Origin of the sequence: Micromonospora sp. NPDC049204 (genome assembly GCF_040647935.1) — a bacterium.
In the GTDB taxonomy this organism is placed as follows: Bacteria; Actinomycetota; Actinomycetes; order Mycobacteriales; family Micromonosporaceae; genus Micromonospora.
Map to the genome: position 1 here is coordinate 222,174 of NZ_JBEZDC010000009.1, position 18,944 is coordinate 241,117.

Below are 18,944 nucleotides of genomic sequence, written 5' to 3' on the forward strand. Positions count from 1 at the left end.
ACTGCTCCGGTTCACGAGATGACAGCGCCCACCTCAGGCCAGCACGGGCGGCCTCGTACGCCAAGGGAATCGTTGACTGCGAATCGGTCGAGGGCATGAAGAACATGCTCGCGCGTCTCCGCGGTACCGAGATGACCCGCGCTCTCGATCACGGTCAACGTCGAGTCGGGCCAGGCACGATGCAGATCCCACGCTGTTTGCAGCGGCCCGCCCAGGTCGAGTCGGCCATGGATGAGGACACCGGCGATGCCGGCCAGCTGGCCGGCATCGCGCAGCAGCGCGCCCTCCTCAAGCCACGCACCATGGGCGAAGTAGTGCGCGCAGATGCGCACGAAAGCCAGCCGCGCCGCAGGGGGGCGATCACCGTACGGACGTGATGCGCCGCCGGTCTCCCCGGACAGGACCGCGTCCTCCCAGGCGCACCAATCGATCGTGGCCCTGTCCCGCACGGCGGGGTCGGGGTGTTCCATGAGGCGGGCGTACGCGGCGACAACGTCCCCGTCGCGGGATGTGCCCGTAGCTCCTTCGAGGAATCGTTCCCACTGCTCGGGGAAGAACCGCCCGACGCCTCGGTAGAGCCAGTCGATGTCGGCGCGCCTGGTCATGGTGACGCCGGCGATGACGATCTCGGTCACCCGCCGAGGGTGCTGCTGCGCGTAGGCCAGGATGAGCGTGGAACCCCAGGATCCGCCATGAAGCAGCCAGCGGTCGATGCCGAGGCGTTCGCGCAGCCGCTCCATGTCGGCGATCAGGTGCCAGATGGTGTTGTGCCGCATGTCGGTCGCCGGATCGCTGGCGTGTGGTGTGCTCCGACCGCAACCACGCTGGTCGAACAGGACGACTTGGTACCGGTCCGGATCGAAGTACCGACGCCAGCCGGTCCCACACCCCGAGCCGGGCCCGCCGTGGACGACAAGCGCTGGCTTACCGGCCGGGTTACCGCACACCTCCCAGTACACGACGTTGCCGTCGCCGACGTCGAGCATGCCGGTCTCGTACGGCTCGACTGGTGGGTACAGCTCGGTCAAGGTCCAGACCTTTCGGTGCTCATTCGTGATCGGCTGCTGAGCCTGCCCGGCTGAGCAGGTGCAGAACTCTGCGGGCAAGCAAGGGGAGTACGAGCAGCGCGACCAAGCCCTGCGCGAACAGGTCCGACTTGAGGCCGACGGCGCGGTGTATCCGTGCAAGCGACTGCCCGACCAGGGTGAGGCCACGCCTGCGGGTGGAGGTCATGATCAGCGCTACTCCCAGTGCGAACTGGGCTGCCAGCGTCCCCGGGTGATCGGCGCAGTTTCTCGCGCCCGTCCCGCAGCTGGCGTGCCGAGGCCTCCCATTTACTCGGATCCGGCCTCAGCTCGAACAGATGAGGTGAGCCAAGCCTGCGCGAGGACCGCGTGCGCGGCGACCGGGTCGGCGGCCAGGTACTCATCCGAGCACCGTATGGCCAGGCTGCCTGCATGGGCCGGGTGGCAACATCCCGACGACCGGTCCCGGCGACGGTCCGGCGGTGGTCCCGGCCGGGTCGTGAGGACGCGGGTCGCGGCACGACGGTACATCCGGTCCTATGCACGGCCGGTCAGGCCCGACTCATGGGCCCAGACGGCGATCTCGACCCGGTTGCGGGTTCCCAACCGGGCGTGGATGCCGGTGAGGTGCCCCTTCACCGTGCCCACGGAGATGTGCAGCTCAGCGGCGATCTCAGCGTTGGACCGGCCGGTAGCGACGAGTCGCGCGACGTCGCGTTCCCGCCCGGTGAGCATGGCGGCATCGGGCTGTTCCGGCGCGATGGCAGCCTTGGCGTTCAGATGCCTCAGTAGGCGCATCGTCACTTGTGGGCTGATCAGAGTGTCGCCAGCCATCGCCGCTCGGATTGCCTCGATCATCAGCGTCGGACCCGACCGCTTGAGCATGAACCCGGACGCGCCGTGGCGCAGCGCGGCGTGCACGTACTCGTCGAGGTCGAAGGTGGTGACCACGATGACCCGGATCGGGTCGGCGACACCGGGGCCGGCGAGCTCGCGGGCGAGGTGCAATCCGTCGAGGCCGGGCATCCGCACGTCGGCGAGCACGATGTCCGGGCGCAGGTGGCGAGCCAGTTCCAGGGCGGTGACGCCGTCGGCCGCCTCAGCGATCACGGTCATGTCGGGCTGGGCGTCAAGGATCAGGCGGAACGCGGCCCGGATGCCCTCTTGATCGTCGGCCAGGAGGATTCTGATCGTCGTCACGGCCGGCCGTTCCCCGGCGCCAGTGGTAGTTCGGCACGCAGCCGCCAGCCGCCGCCGTGCGCTCCCGCGTCGAGGCGTCCGTGCAGAGCTGCCGCGGCCGCGGTGAGCTCCGGTAGCCCACGCCCACCGGGTGTGGCCCGAGCCGGTGCCGCCGCGGTGGTCGGCACGTCGTTGGTCACAGTCACGGTGAGGGTGCCGAGGTCGGTACGGACCACCGTGACCGAGACCGCGGTAGCGGTCGGGGCATGCCGGCGGATGTTGGTGAGCGCCTCGGCCACCGTGCGGTAGGCGAGGGCCGAGACGTCGGCCGGGACCAAGCCCGCGGGTACCGGGTCGAGGTCTAGGTCGGCGCGAACAGGACCGGCGGCGTCGAAGCCGGCCACCAGCACAGGCAGTTCGTCGAGGCCCGGTAGCTGATCGCCGAGCATGTGCACGGTCCGGTCGAGTGCGGCCATCGCGTGCTGTCCTGCCTGCTCGATCCGCCGGAACAGCGCCGTCGCGGTAGCCGGGTCGCCGCCGACGACCATCCCGGCCTGAGCGGCGGCAACCATCTCGCTGACGTCGTGGGCAACGTAGTCATGTAGATCCCGCGCAAGTCCCAGCCGCTGTGCCCGCCGCGCCTCGGCTGCGACCTGTACCCGTCGCCGGTCCTGGCGACGCAGGTGCAGTCCGACAGCGACCGCACCCACAGCCGGCAATCCCCACAGGCAGCATGCCCCGACGGCGGCGAGCAGCGACGGCGGCCCGGTGAGCCGCAACACGAGCAGGGCCACCGCCACCCCGGCCGAACCCGCCCCGAGCGCCGCTGCCCGTGGCCCGGTCCGGCGCGTCACCCAGGCCACGATCACCGTCAGCGCCGCGAACTCTGCCAGCAACGGCAGCAGCGACAGCCCCCAGGCCGGAGGCGAGCCGCTGGGACTCCGCCCGGCGACCGTGACGGTCATCGAACCCGTGACGGCGACGGCCACAGCGAACCCGCCGAACCTGCCCCGAACGATCAACACGGCCGCGACCACCGCGAGCACGGCCGAAGCCAACGTCAGCACGGTGCCAACCCTAGTGACCTGCCCGCACCGGCCACACCTGCCCAACGGCCGAAGTGCGTAGCGGGTGCGGCCCGGAACCGGCCGTTCGGCAGGTACACGGGCAACGGCTCCGCGCCGACGCTGGTCTGCATGCGAAAGAACCTCGTGCAAACAGCGACCGCCGGATGGTCGGCAGCGACCGCGGTAGCCGGTTTGATGTGGGCGACCGGCGGCCCGGGCTTCCCGTTCGGTGACAGCGATCGGGCCACCCGGATGGGCGCGGTATTGACTGGCCTCGACCCGCTCCCCACCGGCCTCGCCCTCGCCGTGCTCGCCGCGCTCGGCGCGGTCGTGGCCGTGCTGCCGGCAGGGCGCCCACCGTTGCGGTTCGTCGGTTGGCCGGCCGCCGCCGTACTCCTCCTGGTCATCCCCGACGGGCGTCTGCTGCTCGCGGTCGGCGAACTGCTGATGCTGCGGGCAGATCGGGTGGAAACGGCCGCGGTTGCGCAGGCCTGGTTCGCGGCGGGCGGCGCGTTGTGGGCGGCGGTGGCACGCCGGCCCACACCCTGCACCGCACCGCCCTGGGGCCGGCCGGTGACGTTGCTCGCCGCAGCGTTCCCGTTCGTGTATGCGGTACCGCGAGCGGTGTGGGCCGCCGGTTATCCGTTCGGGCTTGATGCGGCGACCACCGTGATGGTGTCCTCGCCAGCCGGACGCGCGCGGGAGCTGGTCTTCGCGTGCGCCGCGGCCGGCGGCGGCCTGCTGACGCTCGGGCTCACCCAGCGCTGGGGAACACGAATGCTCGGCATGCGTGTGCCACGGCTGCTGGCGGTCGTGCCGGCGACGGTCGTGGCCGTGATCCTCACCGGGTCAGGCGTCACGATGTGGCGAGCCCTGGCTCAGTTCGACCCGGCCAACTGGGCAGCATGGGTCGGAAACCTCGTATGGCTGCCGTGGGGCGTGACGCTGGGATTGGCCACCTGGGCGTATCACCGTCGACGCTGCACCGTCCACGACGAGAAGGCCCACGACAACGTGCCGGATCAGCCGTATCCGAACTCCGCCACGGCCACGTGACGCGACGCGATCACACTGCTCCGATCGCCCGCACGCTCATCGGCCAGAAGTGGATGCGCGATCAAGGTGGCACGGCACGCGTCACGTATGGCCGACGTCGCGTTTCCGGCCGTGCTGGCAGGCCGGTCAGGTCGGGCGTGGGGTCCCAGCCCAATGTGAAGACGATCTTCTCGTATGGCCGGAGTTCGGTGAAGTGGCCACGTACGACGGGCTGCTGGCCCCTGCGGCAGCCGAGGCGTCGGGAGCGCGTCGCGGTGAGGAGACGGTGTCGCCGGCGAATCGAGGACGACGATCGCGATTCGCTCCTCCCCCAACGACGGCAGCGTGATCGCGTATGGCGATGGTTGCTCGGTGACCCCTAGTCGGCTGGTGCTTGCGGCGTAAAGGGTCGATGGCTGTTCCGCCGTCGACGGGCTTCCGTCGCACCAGAGCCTGGCGGTGACGAGTGCAGCCCTCCGCTCGGGCTCGTTTTTGGGTGATTGGTAACGGCGCGGAGCGACGTTTCATCTTTGCTGTTGGTGCGGCTTGCCGCACGGCTGCTAAGCCGTCCTAGGACACTGGGTCCCTGCTTGGTTCGGCTCGGTCCGTTCATCGGGTCCCAGGGATCGGTACAGAACTCAGGAGGGCGGTCGCTGAGATCGGTGAGGACGCCGTCGACGAGCGCGATCGCCGCGTCGAGGGTGGCTGGGTCCCCCGTCGATATGGTCGAGGTGCTCGGCGTACGAGCGCAGGCCCTGCCGGTGGGCCAGCTGCCCGGCGGTGGTCAGCACATTCGCGCGGCGTCGCCGTACCCGGCTCAGCCGCCACGGCCAGCGCCCCGTGCCGCGTCCGGCCGTAACAGCCGCTCATTCAGGCCGCCCGCTCGGGCCTACCGCAGTCGGAGGTACGGGCGACGTGCGGCGGCGTTCCCCGTAACGCACCGAGCCTGACGGCAGGCCCGGCGCCGGGGCGGGAGATGTCTCGTGGTCAGTTGTCAGCACGGCCCCGTTGGTGCGGGCGGGCGGCGGTGGTGAAGCGACCGCGGTAGGCGCTGGGCGTCAGCCCGGTGTGGCGGCGGATCTGGGTACGCAGGTTGGCGCTGGTGCCCAGGCCGCTGGCGCGGGCGACGCTGTCCAGGCGTGGTTCACCTGCTTCGAGCAGGCGGCAGGCCAGATTGATGCGTTCGCTGGTCAGCCAGGCCAGCGGGGTGGTGCCCAGTTCGCTGTGGAAGCGGCGGTGCAGGGTAGCCGGGCTGACGGCGGCGTGGGTGGCCAGGTCCGTCACGCTCAGGGGTTGGTGCAGCCGTCCTCGGACCCAGTCGAGCAGCGGTGCCAGAGACGTGTCGAGTACGGCCGGCAGTGGCTGGGGGACGAACTGGCGTTGCCCGCCGTCGCGGTGCGCGGCGAACACGAGCCGACGGCTGACCGTGTTGGCGATCTCCGCGCCGTAATCGCGGCGGATCAGGTGAAGGCCGAGGTCGAGGGCGGCGGCGCTGCCGGCGGCGGTGAGGACGTCACCGTCGTCGACGAACAGCACGTCGGGGTGCAGCAACACCCGGGGGTGGCGGGCGGCGAACAGATCACTCCAGCGCCAGTGGGTGGTGGCGTGCCGGCCGTCGAGCACCCCGGCGGCGGCGAGGGTGAACGTGCCGGTGCAGAAGCTGACCAGTCGGGCGCCGCGGGCGGCAGCCCGCTGCACGGCGTCGATGACGGCGGGCGCGGGCGGGACGTGCGGGTCGGGCCGGTTCGGCACGATGAGGGTGTCGGCGCCCTCGGCGGCGTGCAGGCCGGGTACGCCGCTGAGGGTGAACAGCCCGGCGTGCAGCACGGTGTCCGGGGCGGCGGCGCACAGCGTGAAGTCGTACCAGCGGCGGTCGATCTCCGGGCGGCGCAGGCCGAACAGTTCGGTGGCCACGCCCAGTTCGAACGGGTTCGACCCGTCGTCGACGAGCATCACCACCCGGTGCGCGTCGCCAGGTTGCGAGGATTGGTGCGGCATACGCGATTTCTAGCACTCACGCCTGGCTGACGGCATCGGCCACGATGACAGCCATGATCAGCGAACCGGTCCAGCTGTCCACCGCCCTGGCCACCTTCGAGGCGCTGTGGAGCCCGCGCATCGTGACGCGGGTCAACGACTATGACGTACGCATCGCCAAGGTCGCTGGCGAGCACGTGTGGCACCGCCACGACAACACCGACGAGTTCTTCCTCGTACTGTCCGGGCAGTTGACCATCGCCCTGCGCCTACCGGGCGAGCAGGAACGAACCGTGGTGCTGCCACAGGGGTCGGTGTTCGTCGTACCGCGCGGCACCGACCACAGACCCTCCTCCGCGGACGGTGCCGCGATCCTGATGTTCGAACCCACCGGCACCCTCACCGTCGGCGACCACCATGACCCCGTGCCCGACCACGTCGACACCACCACTGGGTACGACCTGCGGTGATCCCGTCCACGTGCCCCCCGGTCAGGGCCGCAGCCAGCGATCGAACCAGGCGCGGGTCCGGCGCAGGACGTCGATCTGGTGGTGGCGTTCCCGGATCGAGTGGCCCTCTCTCGGGTAGATCACGAACTCGTGCTCGACGTCGAAGTGGCGCAGCGCGCGATGCAGGTACACGGCTTGTCCGAGGGGAACGTTCGTGTCCTCGGCGCCGTGCAGGATGAGCACCGGAGTGCGGATGTGGCTGGCGAAGGAGATCGGGCTGACCGCGTCGTGTGGGTGTGGTCCGGTGCCGGACCAGCCGGTGCTGCCACCGAGTGCGGCTTCGAACTGGCCGTTCTCCCCCGTTGCGGCGAGCATGCCCCAGTCGACGACGCCGGCGCCGACCAACGCGGCGCGGAAACGGTCGGTCTGGCCGACGGCCCAGGCGGACATGAAGCCGCCGTGACTCCAGCCGGCGATGCCCAGCCGGTCGGGGTCGGCGATGCCCTCGGCGACGAGCAGGTCGATGCCGGTCAGGATGTCCGTCCACTCCTGCTGTCCGACCCGGCCGGCGACGCTGGCGGCGAAGCCGTGGCCATGGCCCTGACCACCGCGCGGGTTGGGCAACAACACGGCGTAGCCGGCGGCGGCCAGCCACTGCGCGCTGGGAAACCAGAACAACTGGCACCGATCGGCGTAGCGGTCGTACGGGCCGCCGTGCACGATCGTGATGAGCGGGAACGGACCCTGCGCTGCGGTTCTTCCGACCGGCAGGACGAGCAGGCCGTCCAGGTCGAGGCCATCGGCGGCCCGGTAGGCCAACGGTTGTTGCGTGCCGAGTGCGACGCCGTCCAGTTCCGGGCGCGTGTTGGTGATCCTTCGCAGCGCCCCGGTTGGCGGTCCGACGTGGACGTTCGGCGGTTCATAGCGGGTCCCGGTAAGGACGGCGATCACCGCACCGGCTGGGGTGGTGGTCAGGTTGTCGAGGCGTCCCGGGTGCTGCGACAGGGTCGTGAGGCCGGTGGGGTCGAGTCGGGCCAGGGTCGTGTTCAGGCCATCAGCGCACACCACCAACGGCGCGGCGTCGGTCTGGCAGAGTTCGGTGGGGCACATCGGTAGACCAGCCGTGCGGTTGCGCAGGACGCGGCTGTCCACGGCCAGGTCGAACACGGCAGTGCCGGCCTGCAGACCCGGTGGGGTGAGCGCGAGGTGTCCGAGGTGCCAGCCGTCCTCGCCCCGCCACCAGGCCAGCGACTGTGCGTCGACCCCGACCGGCCCGAGGTTCTCCACGGTTGCGGTGGTGGGGTCGAGCAGGTGCAGTTGGCCGCTGCGCGGGCCGTGGTCGTTGTCGGCGCTGGCCCTGGTCAGCACGGCAAGTGGCCCCCCGTCGGGACGTTGCCGCAGTTCCACGACGTGCCGGTCACCGAACACGTTCGGGGTGGTGATCCGGCCGGTGCGCAGGTCGAGCAGACGCAACCGGGCACGCGGTTCACCCTCGCCCACGACGATCGCGTCGTCGCGGTCCCGGGCGCGGCGCGCGTCCGGCCCGGTGGGTTCGTCCTCGGCGAGCAGAGCGACCAGGGTGGGGTCGGCGAGCGGCAGATGGTCGATGACGCCGGTGCGCCAGCTGGTCACCGTGGTCAACGTGCCGTCGGAGAGGTTGAGGGCGTGTAGCTGCGGGGTGCCACGGACGGCGCGGTCGGACAGGAAGAACAGGGTCGTCGAGTTGGCCGACCAGCGTGGTACGGACTCGGTCGCGGTGTCGGCGGTCGCCCGGTGCGACGCGACGGCGCCGTCGGTGTCGACTAGCCAGAGTTCGGTGTCGAGGTGGTCATCGGTCCGGCTGGTCGGAGCGAGGACGTAGCAGAGCCGGCGCCCGTCCGGGGCGAGCGCCGGCCTCTGCGGGGTACGACCATCGACCACGAGCTCGGCGGTCAGACCTGTCATGTGATCAGTCTGCCCGGTGTCGATCGAGTCGATCAAGAAGCGACGTTAGTGGGTGGACGTGCCGAACCAGCGGGAAAGGTGGTCGTCCAGGCTTTCCTGGTCGTCGCCGATCCAGGCGACGTGCCCGTCGGGGCGCAGCAGGACGCCGGGAACGTCGAGGTCAGCGGTCGGATCCGCGAGGTGGTCGACCCGGTCTGACCAGCCGCCGACGCTCAGGCGTTCGGTGCGGTCCAGCAGCAGGCCGCGGCCGCGATGCAGCAGACCGTAGAGATTGCCCTGTTTCAGGGCGACGTCACCCAGGCGGCGTCCGAGCAGATCGGGACCCTCGCCGAAGTCGTAGCGGATGGCGACCGCGGTGATCTTCTCCAGCAGGTAGCGGTTGACCTCGTCGAAGTCCATCAGCTCGGTGAGCAGCCTACGCACGGCCCGTGGACCCGGTTCGGTGGACAGCAGCTCCGTCTGGGCGCGGGTGTTGTCCAGCACGTCCTCGGCGACCGGACGGCGTTCGGCCTGGTAGGTGTCCAGCAGTTCATCCGGCGCCCAGCCGCGGATCCGCCCAGCCAGTTTCCAGCCCAGGTTGACCGCGTCCTGGACGCCCAGGTTGAGGCCCTGTCCGCCGATGGGTGGGTGGATGTGCGCCGCGTCGCCGGCCAGGAGCACCCGCCCGACCCGATAACGTTCGGCGAGCCGCGTGGCGTCACCGAAGCGGGACAACCAGCGCGGAGAGTGGACGCCGAAATCGGTTCCGGCGATGCTGCGCAACTGCTGTTGGAAGTCCTCGAGGGTGGGTGGTCCCGTGCGGTCGCTGACTCCCGCGGCAGGGACCAGCACGCTGTAGACCCCTTCCCCGAAAGGCCGGAGCCAGAACCGTTGTGGGGCCTCGCCGAGCGCGGCCACCGTGGCGGCGACCTCCTCCGGGGGCATGCCCACCTTCATCTCGCCCATCAGCGTCTCGGTGCGTGTCGGCTCACCGGGGAAGCCGACACCGAGCAGTTTTCGTACGGTGCTGCGCCCGCCGTCGCAGCCGACGAGGTAGCGCGACCGCAACCGTTCCCCGTCGGCCAGCAGAACTGTCACACCCTCGTCGTCCTGCTGCACGTCGGTGACCGCGCACCCGTGCCGTACCTGCGCACCCAGTTCGAGCGCGCGTTCTTCGAGCACGTTCACGATGACCGGCTGCGGGATTCCCAGCAGGTAGGCGTACGCGGAGTCCAGGTTCTTGGGCGCGGGTTTGGCGATGGCGGCGAAGAAGCCGGCAGCTGGACGCCGTCGCCCGTGCGGGAGGACGCGATCCAGCAGTCCACGCATCGCCATCAGCTCAAGACTGCGCATGTGCAGACCGACGATGCGGACGAACGACGCGGGCTCGGTTTCCTTCTCCAGGACGAGTACCCGCACCTCGTGCAGCCGTAGCTCGGCGGCCAGCATGGCTCCGGTCGGTCCACATCCCACGATGATCACATCGAAGGTGAGGGGTGCGCGGTCGGCCCGGCTGGCAGACGGCTGCGCGGTGGTGAATTGCGGAGAACGCATAGGTGTTGCCCTTCGAGAGTGCCTTGGTGGCGAGGCGCTCCCGGCGACACCTACGTCAATCGCCCGGCCATGACGGGATGGGGAGCACCCATATCGATACAGCGGTCATGGGTCTCACCTCCTCGGGTGCTGTCACGGTCAGGCGCAAACTACAAGGCGCGCATCATCGCGTCCAATGCTTTTTCCGCGCCAGGCGATCACCTTCGGGCTGGCCCGCGGGGCGCGGTCAACGATCGGTGGAGCCACTCCGTCATGAGCGCGCGTTCGGCGTCGGTGAGCCCCGGAAGGTCGGGCACCACCGTGGCGAAGGTGACCGCCACCGCGCTCACTGTGGTGTCGGGTGTCGCTGGAGCGCTCACGAGGATGCTGCTGAGTACGGCGTCGAACATGGCGTCACCCAGACCACTGTCGCGCTCCTGCGGAGGTGTCGCCAGGAGGGCGAGGATGGTTCCGTTGCCGGCGGCGTGGATCATCATGAGCGCACGCCGCTCGTCGACGCCCAGCAGGCCGGCCGCGGCCAGTCGCCGCACGCGGGTGCGCAGCACCTCGATGCCGGCAGCCGTCGCCGGCGACGCCCTCCCGGCCTCCCGAGTGCCGATGAGGGCGTACAACTCGGGATTCGCCAGGCCGAACTCGATGTGCACCCGCCATCCGAGCCGCAGGTCCGCTACCGGATCTCCCTCGGCGGCCTGCACCACGGCGGATTTGGCGGCGACGTAGGTCGCCATGACGTGTTCCGCGACGGCATCGATCAGGCCGTCCTTGTCGCCGAAGAGGCGGTAGATGGTGGGCGCCTGCACACCGGCCGCCTGGGCGACGGCCCGCGTCGTCACCGCGTTCGCGCCCTTCTCCCGCAGCAGTTGGCTGGCCGCCGTGACGATGCCGAGCCGCACGTCGTCTCGGGATGCCGTGTCCTGCGCCGCAGTCATGGATCAATGCTAACAGAAACTTGTTATCCTCGTACTATCACTGCTAACGTTGCCACGATAACGTCGATAACAGGGAGTGCCCATCATGTTCGTCATCACCGGTGCCACCGGTCAGCTCGGCTCCCAGATCGTCGACCGGTTGCTCGAGCGGGTGCCCGCCGACACCGTGGGCGTCAGCGTGCGCGACGTGACCAAGGCGGCGGGTCTCGCCGCGCGCGGCGTACGGGTCCGCGCCGGAGACTTCACCGAACCGACCACGTTGCAACACGCCTTCGAGGGCGCCGAGAAGGTCCTCGTCGTGTCCGCCGCCATTCGCGGCAGCGGTGCGATCACCGCGAACCGCGCCGCCATCGACGCCGCCCACGCCGTCGGGGCCAAGCGCGTGCTGTACACCAGCCACCAGGCGGCGGCCAGGGATTCGCTCTTCCCCGCCCAGCACACGCATGCCGAGACCGAGGAGCATCTGGCCGGACTGGGTGTTCCCTTCACCGCCCTGCGCAACGGCTTCTACGCGAGCACGCTCGGCTTCGCCATCGGTACGGCCCTCGACACCGGTCAGCTCGTGGCACCAGCGGACGGTCCGGTCTCCTGGACCGCACACGCCGACCTCGCCGAGGCCGCGGCCATCGCCCTCGCCGAGGACGGCGTACTCGACGGGGTCACGGCCCCGCTCACCGCGCCGGAGATGCTCGACCTCGAGGCGGTGGCGGGCATCCTCAGCACCGTGACGGGCCGCACCATCAGGCGCGTCGTCGTGGATGACGACCAGTGGCGGGCCGCCGCCATCGCACGCGGCATGCCCGCGGCGGCAGCGGACTTCACCCTCGGCATGTACCGCGCGGCTCGCCGTGGCGAGTTCGCCGTCACCGACCCGACACTGGAGGCCCTCATCGGTCACCGTCCGACGTCCGCCCGCACGGTGCTCACGGCCATCGCCGCCCAGGCCTGAGGGGCACCAGTTCAGCGGGCGGGGCACTTGTCGGGTGCGGGTTGGGAGGAGTCCGACCACCATCGCGTCGTCCTGCGGGTGTGGGCCGCCCCAGGACGACTCCGACCAGAACGAGGGCCAGCCCGCACAACTGCTGAACTGTGAGCACATCTCCGGCCAATGCCGTGCCGAGCAGCACGCCGGTGACAGGGTTGAGCAGCCCGACCAGGCCCACCGTCCCCGCGGGCAGGTGCCGCAGCCCGGTGAACCAGGCGACAAATGCCAGCGCCGTGGCGACGACTGTGACGTAGCCGAACGCGACAAGTGCCGGCGCGGAGAGCGCGGGCGGTGGGCCCTCCACGGCTGCGGCGACAGGCAGCAGGAACAGCCCTCCGGCCGTTAGTTGCCAGGCGGTCGAGGCGAGCACGTCGGCACCGGTGTTGTTCCACCGTTTGGTCAGGATGTGGCCAAAGGCCGACACGAGCATCGCCGCGGCCGAGGCGAGGACTCCCGGCGTGCTCACTCGTCCCGCCCCCGTGAGCAGCATGAGGCAGACCCCGCCGAGCCCGATCGCGGCGCCGGCGAGGTGCGCGATGCCTGGGCGCTCGGAGACGAGTGCCCAGGCGATGAGCATCATGGCCAGCGGGGACAGCGCCATGACGGTCGAGGCGATGCTCGTCGGGAGGAGTTGCGAGGCGGCGTAGACGAGCACGAAGAACACGCTCACATTGAGCAGCCCGAGCACCGCGGAACGCCACCACCACGCACCGCGCGGTCGCTGCCTGCACAGGCCCAGCAGGACGAGGCCGGCGGGCAGCGCCCGCAGAGCGGCTCCGTAGAGAGGGCTGTCGGGTGGCAGGAATTCATGGGTGACGTAGTAGTTCGCGCCCCAGGCCACCGGTGCGACAGCGGTCAGGGCCACCCATCGCAATTTAGCTTCCACGGAAGACAATATAGCTTCCTCCGAAGCTATATTGGGGTACATGGACGACCCGCAACCGCTGGACCGCGTGGCCCGCATCCAGGCCGACTGGCGCCGCGAGCGGCCCGACCTCGACATCTCCCCGCAGGGCGTGATCGGTCGGCTGCATCGCCTGGCCGACCACCTCACCGAAGAACTCTGCCTCGTCTACCGCCGCTACGGACTCAGCGAGGGAGAGTTCGACGTCCTGTGCGCACTGCGCCGCGCCGGTGAGCCCTATGAGCGCGCGCCCGGCGAACTCGCCGCACACACCATGGTCACCACCGGCGCGATGACGAAGCGAATCGACAGCCTGGAGCGGGCCGGACTGGTCACCCGCCGCCGTTCCGACGACGACCAGCGCGGCCGGATCGTCGCCCTCACCCAGCCCGGTCGCGAACTGATCGACCAGGCATTCACCGACCACATGCGCAACGAGCGCCGCCTGCTGAGCGTGCTGACGACCGCGGAGACCAAGGCACTTGAGGGACTGCTCACCACCTGGACTTCCCACGTGGAAGATCTGCGTCCGTCCGACAGCGAGTGACCCGACCGGCGCGCCGGCACGGTGCCCGAAGTGCTCAGGGTCCCCCACACCTGCGCGAGACGGTTTGCCGGGCCAGCGACCGGCAACCCGCGCGGTGCCGTGCGCAGCCCTTCGGGTCGCGGCTCAGTTCGCGCCGGCAGACCGGACCGGTGACGGCCGCACCTCGGCGGTGGCCAACGTCTGGAAGCACGGACGAAGCAGCTCGATGATCTCATCGGGTGAAGCGTCCGCGAGTCGGCCGAGTCGAAGCAGGTAACGCTCGATGATCACGCCGTGGACGATCGCGCTGAGCAGGCTGGCGCGCAGTTCGGCGTCCTCGGTCGGAATCGCGGTGGTGATCTGGCTGAGCTGGGGCTCGGCGGCGGCCCGGTACCGCTCGGCGGCCTCGCTGTTGGTGAGCATGGACCGCAGGACCGCCAGTGAGGCGACCGGCTCGTCGTCCAGGCGGCTGGCGAGCGAGGTGAGCAGGACGTCGACGATCTCTTCATCCCCGCCGCTGGGCAGATCGGCGGCCGGCAGCTCGTCGGCGGGCAGTTCGGCGGCACGGGAGAAGAGGTTGTCCTTGGTGCCGTAGTAGTGCATCACCAGGCCGGCGTCGACCCCGGCCGCCCTGGCCACGGCACGGATCGTGGTGCGCTCGTAGCCGAGTTCGGCGAACATCTGCCGGGCCGCCGTCAGGATGCTCTCTTCGGTCTGGCGGCGCTGTTGGGCTCGAGTCAACCGCGGGCTCGGTTCGGTCACCTGGTCATTCTACGGTTGTTGACCGGCTCTCTCGTTCGTTCTACGCTGGTTCAATCAACGCTTGTTCAATCAATGCTGGCCGGGAGGTCGTGATGACAACCTCGTCTCGCACTGTCGTCGAGAAGGTGCTGCGGGCCGGCCGCGAGGTCGACATCGACACGTTCGTGGCGTTGATGGCGCCGGACGGATACATCGAGTGGCCCTACCGACCGCCGGGCGTGCCCGCTCGACTGCGAGGGCGTGCGGAGATTCGCCGTCATCTCACGGAGACAGCCGGCACCTTCGTCACGTTCGACGAATACCGCAACGTGGTGCTACACGAGACCGCCGACCCGGAGGTCGTCATCGTGGAGTACGAGGCGTACGGCAACCTCGTCGTCACCGGCCAGCCTTTCGAGCAGACGGTGATCGCGGTCATCAGAGTTCGCAATGGCCAGATTCTGTCCTATCGCGACTACCTCAACCCCTTGCCCCTGGTCGAGGCGCTGGCCAGTGTCAGGGCCCGACCGACTGGCCGGGTCGGGTAGGCGAAACGGTACGCGGCCCGCCAGCGCAATCCCGCCTACCGTTTCGGCAGGTGTCGGTGTGCGGTGATGGTGAGGAGTGCGAGCAGACCGGCTGTCGTCGCGGCGGCGACCGCGACGTGGTTGAGGCTGATGGCGAACGCCTCCCGGGCGGCCTGGGTGAGGTCACCGGCCAGCCCGTGGGGCAGTTGACCCGCGATGGCGGCGGCGTCGATGACCGACTGCCGAGCGGTCTCCGCGGCTGCCGTTGACAGCGCGTCGGGCACGGTGAGGTGCTGCCGGTAGACGGCATTGCCGAGGCTGCCGAGCAGCGCGACGCCGAGCGCGAGTCCCAGTTCGACGCTCGTTTCGGAGAGAGCCGAAGCCGCGCCGGCTTTGCGGGGAGGTGCCGCACCGACGACGAGATCGGTGCCCAACGCCATGATCGGACCTTGACCGAGGTAGACCACGGTGATGCCGGCCAGGAGGGGGACCGGGCCCGATCCGGCGTCGAGCTGTGTGATCAGGGCAAACCCGATCGCGGAGAGCGCAAGCGAGCCGCACACGATGACACTGGCGGAGCAGCGCTGGGCCAGCCGCGGCGCGAGTATGGATGTCACGGTCATCGCCACCGCCGGTAGCAGCAGCCACAATCCCGCCTCGAACGCGGATAGATCAGCCACGTACTGCAGGTACACGGTGACGAACAGATAGACGCCAGCGACCGAGGCGAGCCCGAGGATCAGCGTGACTATCGTCGTGGCGAACTTGCGGTCGCGGAACAGACCCACGTCCACCATCGGATTGCTGAGCCGTCGTTGCCGCCGCCAGAACGACAGACCGGCGGCGAGTCCGCACGCGATGAAGGCAACGGCCACTGGTGTGGCGCCGGAGTTGGCAAGCTGCTTGATCCCGCCGACGACCGGCAGCACCGCGGCGAGGAACAACGCGATGCTGGCGGCATCCATGCGGGCCGACCGGTGATCGCGGAACTCCGGCAGGAGCCAGGGCCCAGCGATCAGCAACAGGACCATCACCGGTACGGCGATCAGGAAGGCGGCGCCCCACCAGAACCAGTCCAGCAACGCTCCCCCCACCAGCGGTCCGAGCGCCACTCCTGCGGACAGCGAGGCCGCCCAGATGCCGATCGCGGCGCCGCGTTGCCGTGGCTGCTGGAACATGTTGCTGAGCAACGCCAAGGTGGACGGCATCAGCGTGGCGCCGGCCACGCCCAACACGGCGCGCGTGGCGATGAGCATGCCGGTACTCGTCGAGTAGGCGGCGAGTATGGATGCGGCAGCGAACACCGCCGCGCCGACGAGGAGGAGTCTGCGCCGTCCGATCCGATCCCCCAGGACCCCCATGGGCACGAGGAAGCCAGCGATCATGAATCCGTAGATGTCAGTGATCCACAACAGCTCGGTGCCCTTAGGACGCAGGTCGACGGCGAGGTGCGGTACAGCCAGGTAGAGCACCGTCACGTCCATGGACAGCACGAAGGTGGGTAGGGCCAGCACGGCCAGGCCGAGCCATTGGCGTGGCGCAGCCCCGGTCGATGCGGCCTGATCGGCGTGGTTGGTGGTCATGGGCCGAGGCTAAACTCTCTCATCGATGTGAGAGTCAAGCAGTTAGGCGTGCACATGCGAATCGGAGAGCTTCAGCGTCGTACCGGCGTCAGCCACCGACTGTTGCGCTACTACGAGGAGCAGAATCTGCTGCGACCAGAACGCCGCCCCAGCGGCTACCGGGAATACCGCGAGTCCGACGTGGCCACCGTGGCGCACATCCGCACGCTGCTGGCCGCCGGGTTGTCCACCGCGACGATCGCCGATCTGCTGCCCTGCATGGGCACGGACGGCAACCGCCTGATCATCGACTGCCCGGAGCTGCTCGTGGACCTCAATCGGGAACGCGAACGCCTCACCGCCGCCATCGACGACCTGCGGGCCGTGCGGGATGTCCTCGACGGCGTCATCTCCTCCGCCCCGCCAGAGGTCTCCCGAGCGTGACCAGAGGGTGCGCGTCGTCAGGGGTGGCGTACGCGCAGGGCGACGAAACTCGGGCGCTCGGTCAGCCGCTCGTAGCGCTCCGGGTTGACGGCGCGCAGCGTCTCGACCGCCCGCGCCTCGACCAGCCGCTCCAGCACGAACCCGGCGTCGAGCACCTCGGTCACCAGGGACTCGATGGTCATCCGCTGGAAGCGCATGGTGATCCCGTCGGCCACCGGGAACTCGACCCAGCTCTCGTCGAAGTACGATCCGCCGAAGTACCGCCAGTCCGACGTCGGGTGGGTCGTCGACAGCAGGAACCAGCCGCCCGGCCGCAGCACTCGCCGCACCTCCCCGAGGAACCCGGCGCGGTCGGTCAGGTGTTGCAGCACCAGCGCGCAGACGACTCCGTCGAACGACGCGTCGGCCGCGAACTCCAGCGGGCCGTCCAGGTCGTGCTGCTGGACGTCGGCGCGGTCGCCGAGCAGTGCCCGGGCGTGCCGGACCAGCGTCGCGCTGCCGTCCACCGCCACCACCTCGGCTCCCCGGTCGACCAACTCGACCGCGTAGTGCCCGCCACCGCAGCCGGCGTCCAGGATCCGGAGACCGGCGACGTCGCCGGCGAGCGTCAGCATGGCCGGTCGGTCCGTGTAGGCGTTGTGCGGACCGTCGGCGGCGTGCGCCGCGAACACGTCACCGGCCTGGTCGTGGTACGCGTGGGCTGCGGGCATCCGGGAAGCGTGCCCGGGTGCTGGCACGGACCGCAACCGAGATCGACCAGGGCGCAGCTGATTTGACCCTCGACCGGGTCGAGGCCCGAGCATCGGCGGCATGGACGACCACCCGACACCCGACCCGACAATGACCCGTATCGGCGAGGCGGTGCAGCTCGGCCGGTCAGGGCGCAAGGGTCCCGCCCGCGACGCCCTCACCGCGTTGTGGGACGAGATCGGCCCCACCGGCGACGCCTTCCACCGCTGCACCCTCGCCCACTACCTCGCCGATCTCCAGGACACCACCGAGGCGGAGCTGACCTGGGACGAGCGCGCCCTGGCCGCGGTGTCCGACCTGACCGACGAACGCGCCCAGCGCTACCTGTCCTCCCTCCAGGTCCGGGCGTTCCTGCCGTCGCTGTATCTCAACCTGGCCGACTGCCACCGGCGTCTGGGTAACCCCGCCCAGGCCCGCGAGCACCTGGCTCGGGCCGGCGAACACCTGGCGCACCTGCCCGACGACCCGTACGGCGAGGCGATCCGTGCCGCCGTCCGCGACTTCGCCGCGGACGACCCGACCGACGCAAGGCGGTGACCACCAGCGGACCGACCCAACCCAGCCGCACCGTCAGCGCAACATCATCCGGGTCATGCGACGGGTCGCGACGATCATCGCAATCGACCCGAACGCGAGCAGGTAGACGACCGGGATCAGCAGGTCCCAGCCGAGCCGACCCAACGTCGGTTCGCGGACCAGCTCGATGCTGTGGTAGAGCGGCAGCGCCTGGATCAGGGGTCGCACCGCCTCCGGATAGACCGACAGGGGGTAGAACGTCGTCGCGAACAGGTACATCGGCAGCATGAAGAGCTGGATGTACTGGAAGTCCGGGAAGTCGCGCAGGTACGTCGTGACGGCCAGCCCGCCCGCGGCGAACGCGTACGCGATCAGCAGCGACGCGGGTAGGGCCAGCAGCACCCACGCCGAGGTCACCAGCCCACCGACCGCCATGAGGATGAGGAATCCGATCGACGTGAGCAACGCGTTGATCATCGCGCTGGTGACCTCGCCGACGGCGATGTCGGTGACGGACAGCGGCGTCGGCAGGATCGCCTGGTAGGTCTTCTCGATCCTCATCCGGGCGAAGACACCGAAGCTGGTCTGGTTGAACGCGGTGTTCATCGCGGTCGTGGCCAGGATCGCCGGGGCCACGTAGACGGCGTACGGGACGTCGACCCCGGGTACGGCGCCGACGAGCATCCCGACGCCGACGCCGATCGACAGCAGGTACAGGATCGGTTCGACGAGCGCGTTGAGCAGCGGCGTGACCGACCGACGGTAGATCATGAAGTTGCGTTCGACGAGCGCGAACGCGCGACGTCGCGTCCAGGCCGGTACGACCACGACGGTGCTCATGCTGTCTCCAC

General features: G+C 69.8%; 20 protein-coding genes. 7 read left to right on the forward strand and 13 right to left on the reverse strand.

Features of this window, described 5'->3' with window-relative positions; genetic code table 11:
• Nucleotides 1-11: 11 nt before the first annotated feature.
• From pip to AB0A90_RS19455, 4 genes are all read right to left on the reverse strand, one after another.
• Nucleotides 12-1,028: a prolyl aminopeptidase gene (pip, locus tag AB0A90_RS19440; RefSeq protein WP_357249412.1), complete on the reverse strand. Its 1,017-nt coding sequence runs from the start codon at nucleotides 1,026-1,028 to the stop codon at nucleotides 12-14.
• A 19-nt stretch (nucleotides 1,029-1,047) separates the two neighbouring features.
• On the reverse strand, nucleotides 1,048-1,233 hold the full coding sequence (locus tag AB0A90_RS19445; protein ID WP_357249415.1) for a hypothetical protein: 186 nt from the start codon (nucleotides 1,231-1,233) through the stop codon (nucleotides 1,048-1,050).
• A 329-nt stretch (nucleotides 1,234-1,562) separates the two neighbouring features.
• Complete coding sequence (locus tag AB0A90_RS19450) at nucleotides 1,563-2,225, reverse strand: response regulator transcription factor (protein WP_357249418.1); 663 nt, start codon at nucleotides 2,223-2,225, stop codon at nucleotides 1,563-1,565.
• On the reverse strand, nucleotides 2,222-3,271 hold the full coding sequence (locus tag AB0A90_RS19455) for a histidine kinase (protein WP_357249420.1): 1,050 nt from the start codon (nucleotides 3,269-3,271) through the stop codon (nucleotides 2,222-2,224). The genes AB0A90_RS19450 and AB0A90_RS19455 overlap by 4 nt, the downstream gene beginning before the upstream one ends.
• A gap of 129 nt (nucleotides 3,272-3,400) precedes the next feature.
• Between AB0A90_RS19455 and AB0A90_RS19460 the strand changes: the two genes are divergently transcribed.
• Entirely contained in the window at nucleotides 3,401-4,327 is a 927-nt protein-coding gene (locus AB0A90_RS19460; RefSeq protein ID WP_357249423.1) for a hypothetical protein, read from the forward strand.
• A gap of 966 nt (nucleotides 4,328-5,293) precedes the next feature.
• On the opposite strand, the gene AB0A90_RS19465 is transcribed toward AB0A90_RS19460, so the two are convergent.
• Nucleotides 5,294-6,304, reverse strand: coding sequence for a helix-turn-helix domain-containing protein (locus AB0A90_RS19465; protein ID WP_357249426.1), 1,011 nt, complete (start codon nucleotides 6,302-6,304; stop codon nucleotides 5,294-5,296).
• Nucleotides 6,305-6,357: 53 nt separating this feature from the next.
• On the opposite strand from AB0A90_RS19465, the gene AB0A90_RS19470 reads away from it, so the two are divergent.
• Nucleotides 6,358-6,753 carry a cupin domain-containing protein gene (locus AB0A90_RS19470; protein ID WP_357249428.1) on the forward strand — a complete coding sequence of 132 codons (396 nt, stop codon included), beginning with the start codon at nucleotides 6,358-6,360 and terminating at the stop codon, nucleotides 6,751-6,753.
• 21 nt (nucleotides 6,754-6,774) lie between these two features.
• Here AB0A90_RS19470 and AB0A90_RS19475 read toward each other — a convergent pair whose 3' ends face one another.
• The 3 genes from AB0A90_RS19475 to AB0A90_RS19485 form a co-directional block, all read right to left on the reverse strand.
• On the reverse strand, nucleotides 6,775-8,676 hold the full coding sequence (locus AB0A90_RS19475; RefSeq protein ID WP_357249431.1) for a prolyl oligopeptidase family serine peptidase: 1,902 nt from the start codon (nucleotides 8,674-8,676) through the stop codon (nucleotides 6,775-6,777).
• Between the two features lie 45 nt (nucleotides 8,677-8,721).
• The gene (gene rox, locus AB0A90_RS19480; protein ID WP_357249433.1) at nucleotides 8,722-10,209 is read right to left on the reverse strand and encodes a rifampin monooxygenase; all 1,488 of its coding nucleotides are present in this window, start codon (nucleotides 10,207-10,209) and stop codon (nucleotides 8,722-8,724) included.
• Nucleotides 10,210-10,406: 197 nt separating this feature from the next.
• Nucleotides 10,407-11,138 (reverse strand): TetR/AcrR family transcriptional regulator, encoded by a 732-nt coding sequence (locus AB0A90_RS19485; RefSeq protein ID WP_357249436.1) that lies wholly within the window; start codon nucleotides 11,136-11,138, stop codon nucleotides 10,407-10,409.
• Nucleotides 11,139-11,223: 85 nt separating this feature from the next.
• On the opposite strand from AB0A90_RS19485, the gene AB0A90_RS19490 reads away from it, so the two are divergent.
• Nucleotides 11,224-12,087 (forward strand): NmrA family NAD(P)-binding protein, encoded by an 864-nt coding sequence (locus AB0A90_RS19490; protein ID WP_357249439.1) that lies wholly within the window; start codon nucleotides 11,224-11,226, stop codon nucleotides 12,085-12,087.
• On the opposite strand, the gene AB0A90_RS19495 is transcribed toward AB0A90_RS19490, so the two are convergent.
• The gene (locus AB0A90_RS19495; RefSeq protein ID WP_357249442.1) at nucleotides 12,062-12,988 is read right to left on the reverse strand and encodes an EamA family transporter; all 927 of its coding nucleotides are present in this window, start codon (nucleotides 12,986-12,988) and stop codon (nucleotides 12,062-12,064) included. The two genes, AB0A90_RS19490 and AB0A90_RS19495, sit on opposite strands and share 26 nt — an antisense overlap.
• A 61-nt stretch (nucleotides 12,989-13,049) precedes the next feature.
• Between AB0A90_RS19495 and AB0A90_RS19500 the strand changes: the two genes are divergently transcribed.
• Nucleotides 13,050-13,574 (forward strand): MarR family transcriptional regulator, encoded by a 525-nt coding sequence (locus AB0A90_RS19500; protein ID WP_357249445.1) that lies wholly within the window; start codon nucleotides 13,050-13,052, stop codon nucleotides 13,572-13,574.
• A 123-nt stretch (nucleotides 13,575-13,697) separates the two neighbouring features.
• On the opposite strand, the gene AB0A90_RS19505 is transcribed toward AB0A90_RS19500, so the two are convergent.
• Nucleotides 13,698-14,315, reverse strand: coding sequence for a TetR family transcriptional regulator (locus AB0A90_RS19505; RefSeq protein WP_357249449.1), 618 nt, complete (start codon nucleotides 14,313-14,315; stop codon nucleotides 13,698-13,700).
• A 92-nt stretch (nucleotides 14,316-14,407) separates the two neighbouring features.
• Here AB0A90_RS19505 and AB0A90_RS19510 point away from each other — a divergent pair, with 92 nt between their 5' ends.
• Nucleotides 14,408-14,842 carry a nuclear transport factor 2 family protein gene (locus tag AB0A90_RS19510; protein WP_357249452.1) on the forward strand — a complete coding sequence of 145 codons (435 nt, stop codon included), beginning with the start codon at nucleotides 14,408-14,410 and terminating at the stop codon, nucleotides 14,840-14,842.
• A 35-nt stretch (nucleotides 14,843-14,877) separates the two neighbouring features.
• Here the strand turns inward: AB0A90_RS19510 and AB0A90_RS19515 are convergent, their stop codons facing one another.
• Complete coding sequence (locus tag AB0A90_RS19515; protein WP_357249455.1) at nucleotides 14,878-16,404, reverse strand: MFS transporter; 1,527 nt, start codon at nucleotides 16,402-16,404, stop codon at nucleotides 14,878-14,880.
• A 54-nt stretch (nucleotides 16,405-16,458) separates the two neighbouring features.
• Here AB0A90_RS19515 and AB0A90_RS19520 point away from each other — a divergent pair, with 54 nt between their 5' ends.
• A complete protein-coding gene (locus tag AB0A90_RS19520) occupies nucleotides 16,459-16,827 on the forward strand; it encodes a MerR family transcriptional regulator (protein WP_357249681.1) in 369 nt (122 codons plus the stop codon).
• A 17-nt stretch (nucleotides 16,828-16,844) separates the two neighbouring features.
• Here AB0A90_RS19520 and AB0A90_RS19525 read toward each other — a convergent pair whose 3' ends face one another.
• On the reverse strand, nucleotides 16,845-17,537 hold the full coding sequence (locus tag AB0A90_RS19525; RefSeq protein ID WP_357249458.1) for a class I SAM-dependent methyltransferase: 693 nt from the start codon (nucleotides 17,535-17,537) through the stop codon (nucleotides 16,845-16,847).
• A 100-nt stretch (nucleotides 17,538-17,637) separates the two neighbouring features.
• On the opposite strand from AB0A90_RS19525, the gene AB0A90_RS19530 reads away from it, so the two are divergent.
• Nucleotides 17,638-18,114, forward strand: coding sequence for a tetratricopeptide repeat protein (locus AB0A90_RS19530; RefSeq protein WP_357249461.1), 477 nt, complete (start codon nucleotides 17,638-17,640; stop codon nucleotides 18,112-18,114).
• A 33-nt stretch (nucleotides 18,115-18,147) separates the two neighbouring features.
• Here AB0A90_RS19530 and AB0A90_RS19535 read toward each other — a convergent pair whose 3' ends face one another.
• Nucleotides 18,148-18,933, reverse strand: a complete 786-nt coding sequence (locus AB0A90_RS19535) for an ABC transporter permease (protein WP_357249464.1) — start codon at nucleotides 18,931-18,933, stop codon at nucleotides 18,148-18,150.
• Nucleotides 18,934-18,944 lie beyond the last annotated feature (11 nt).

Excerpts from the sequence above, each read along its gene's own strand:
- AB0A90_RS19470 (WP_357249428.1), top strand. The coding sequence starts at position 6,358 with ATGATCAGCGAACCGGTCCAGCTGTCCACCGCCCTGGCCACCTTCGAG.
- AB0A90_RS19515 (WP_357249455.1), bottom strand. The coding sequence starts at position 16,404 with ATGACCACCAACCACGCCGATCAGGCCGCATCGACCGGGGCTGCGCCA.
- AB0A90_RS19460 (WP_357249423.1), top strand. The coding sequence starts at position 3,401 with ATGCGAAAGAACCTCGTGCAAACAGCGACCGCCGGATGGTCGGCAGCG.
- AB0A90_RS19500 (WP_357249445.1), top strand. The coding sequence starts at position 13,050 with ATGGACGACCCGCAACCGCTGGACCGCGTGGCCCGCATCCAGGCCGAC.
- AB0A90_RS19535 (WP_357249464.1), bottom strand. The coding sequence starts at position 18,933 with ATGAGCACCGTCGTGGTCGTACCGGCCTGGACGCGACGTCGCGCGTTC.
- AB0A90_RS19510 (WP_357249452.1), top strand. The coding sequence starts at position 14,408 with ATGACAACCTCGTCTCGCACTGTCGTCGAGAAGGTGCTGCGGGCCGGC.
- AB0A90_RS19525 (WP_357249458.1), bottom strand. The coding sequence starts at position 17,537 with ATGCCCGCAGCCCACGCGTACCACGACCAGGCCGGTGACGTGTTCGCG.
- AB0A90_RS19530 (WP_357249461.1), top strand. The coding sequence starts at position 17,638 with ATGGACGACCACCCGACACCCGACCCGACAATGACCCGTATCGGCGAG.
- rox (WP_357249433.1), bottom strand. The coding sequence starts at position 10,209 with ATGCGTTCTCCGCAATTCACCACCGCGCAGCCGTCTGCCAGCCGGGCC.
- AB0A90_RS19475 (WP_357249431.1), bottom strand. The coding sequence starts at position 8,676 with ATGACAGGTCTGACCGCCGAGCTCGTGGTCGATGGTCGTACCCCGCAG.
- AB0A90_RS19490 (WP_357249439.1), top strand. The coding sequence starts at position 11,224 with ATGTTCGTCATCACCGGTGCCACCGGTCAGCTCGGCTCCCAGATCGTC.
- AB0A90_RS19465 (WP_357249426.1), bottom strand. The coding sequence starts at position 6,304 with ATGCCGCACCAATCCTCGCAACCTGGCGACGCGCACCGGGTGGTGATG.
- AB0A90_RS19520 (WP_357249681.1), top strand. The coding sequence starts at position 16,459 with ATGCGAATCGGAGAGCTTCAGCGTCGTACCGGCGTCAGCCACCGACTG.
- AB0A90_RS19445 (WP_357249415.1), bottom strand. The coding sequence starts at position 1,233 with ATGACCTCCACCCGCAGGCGTGGCCTCACCCTGGTCGGGCAGTCGCTT.
- AB0A90_RS19485 (WP_357249436.1), bottom strand. The coding sequence starts at position 11,138 with ATGACTGCGGCGCAGGACACGGCATCCCGAGACGACGTGCGGCTCGGC.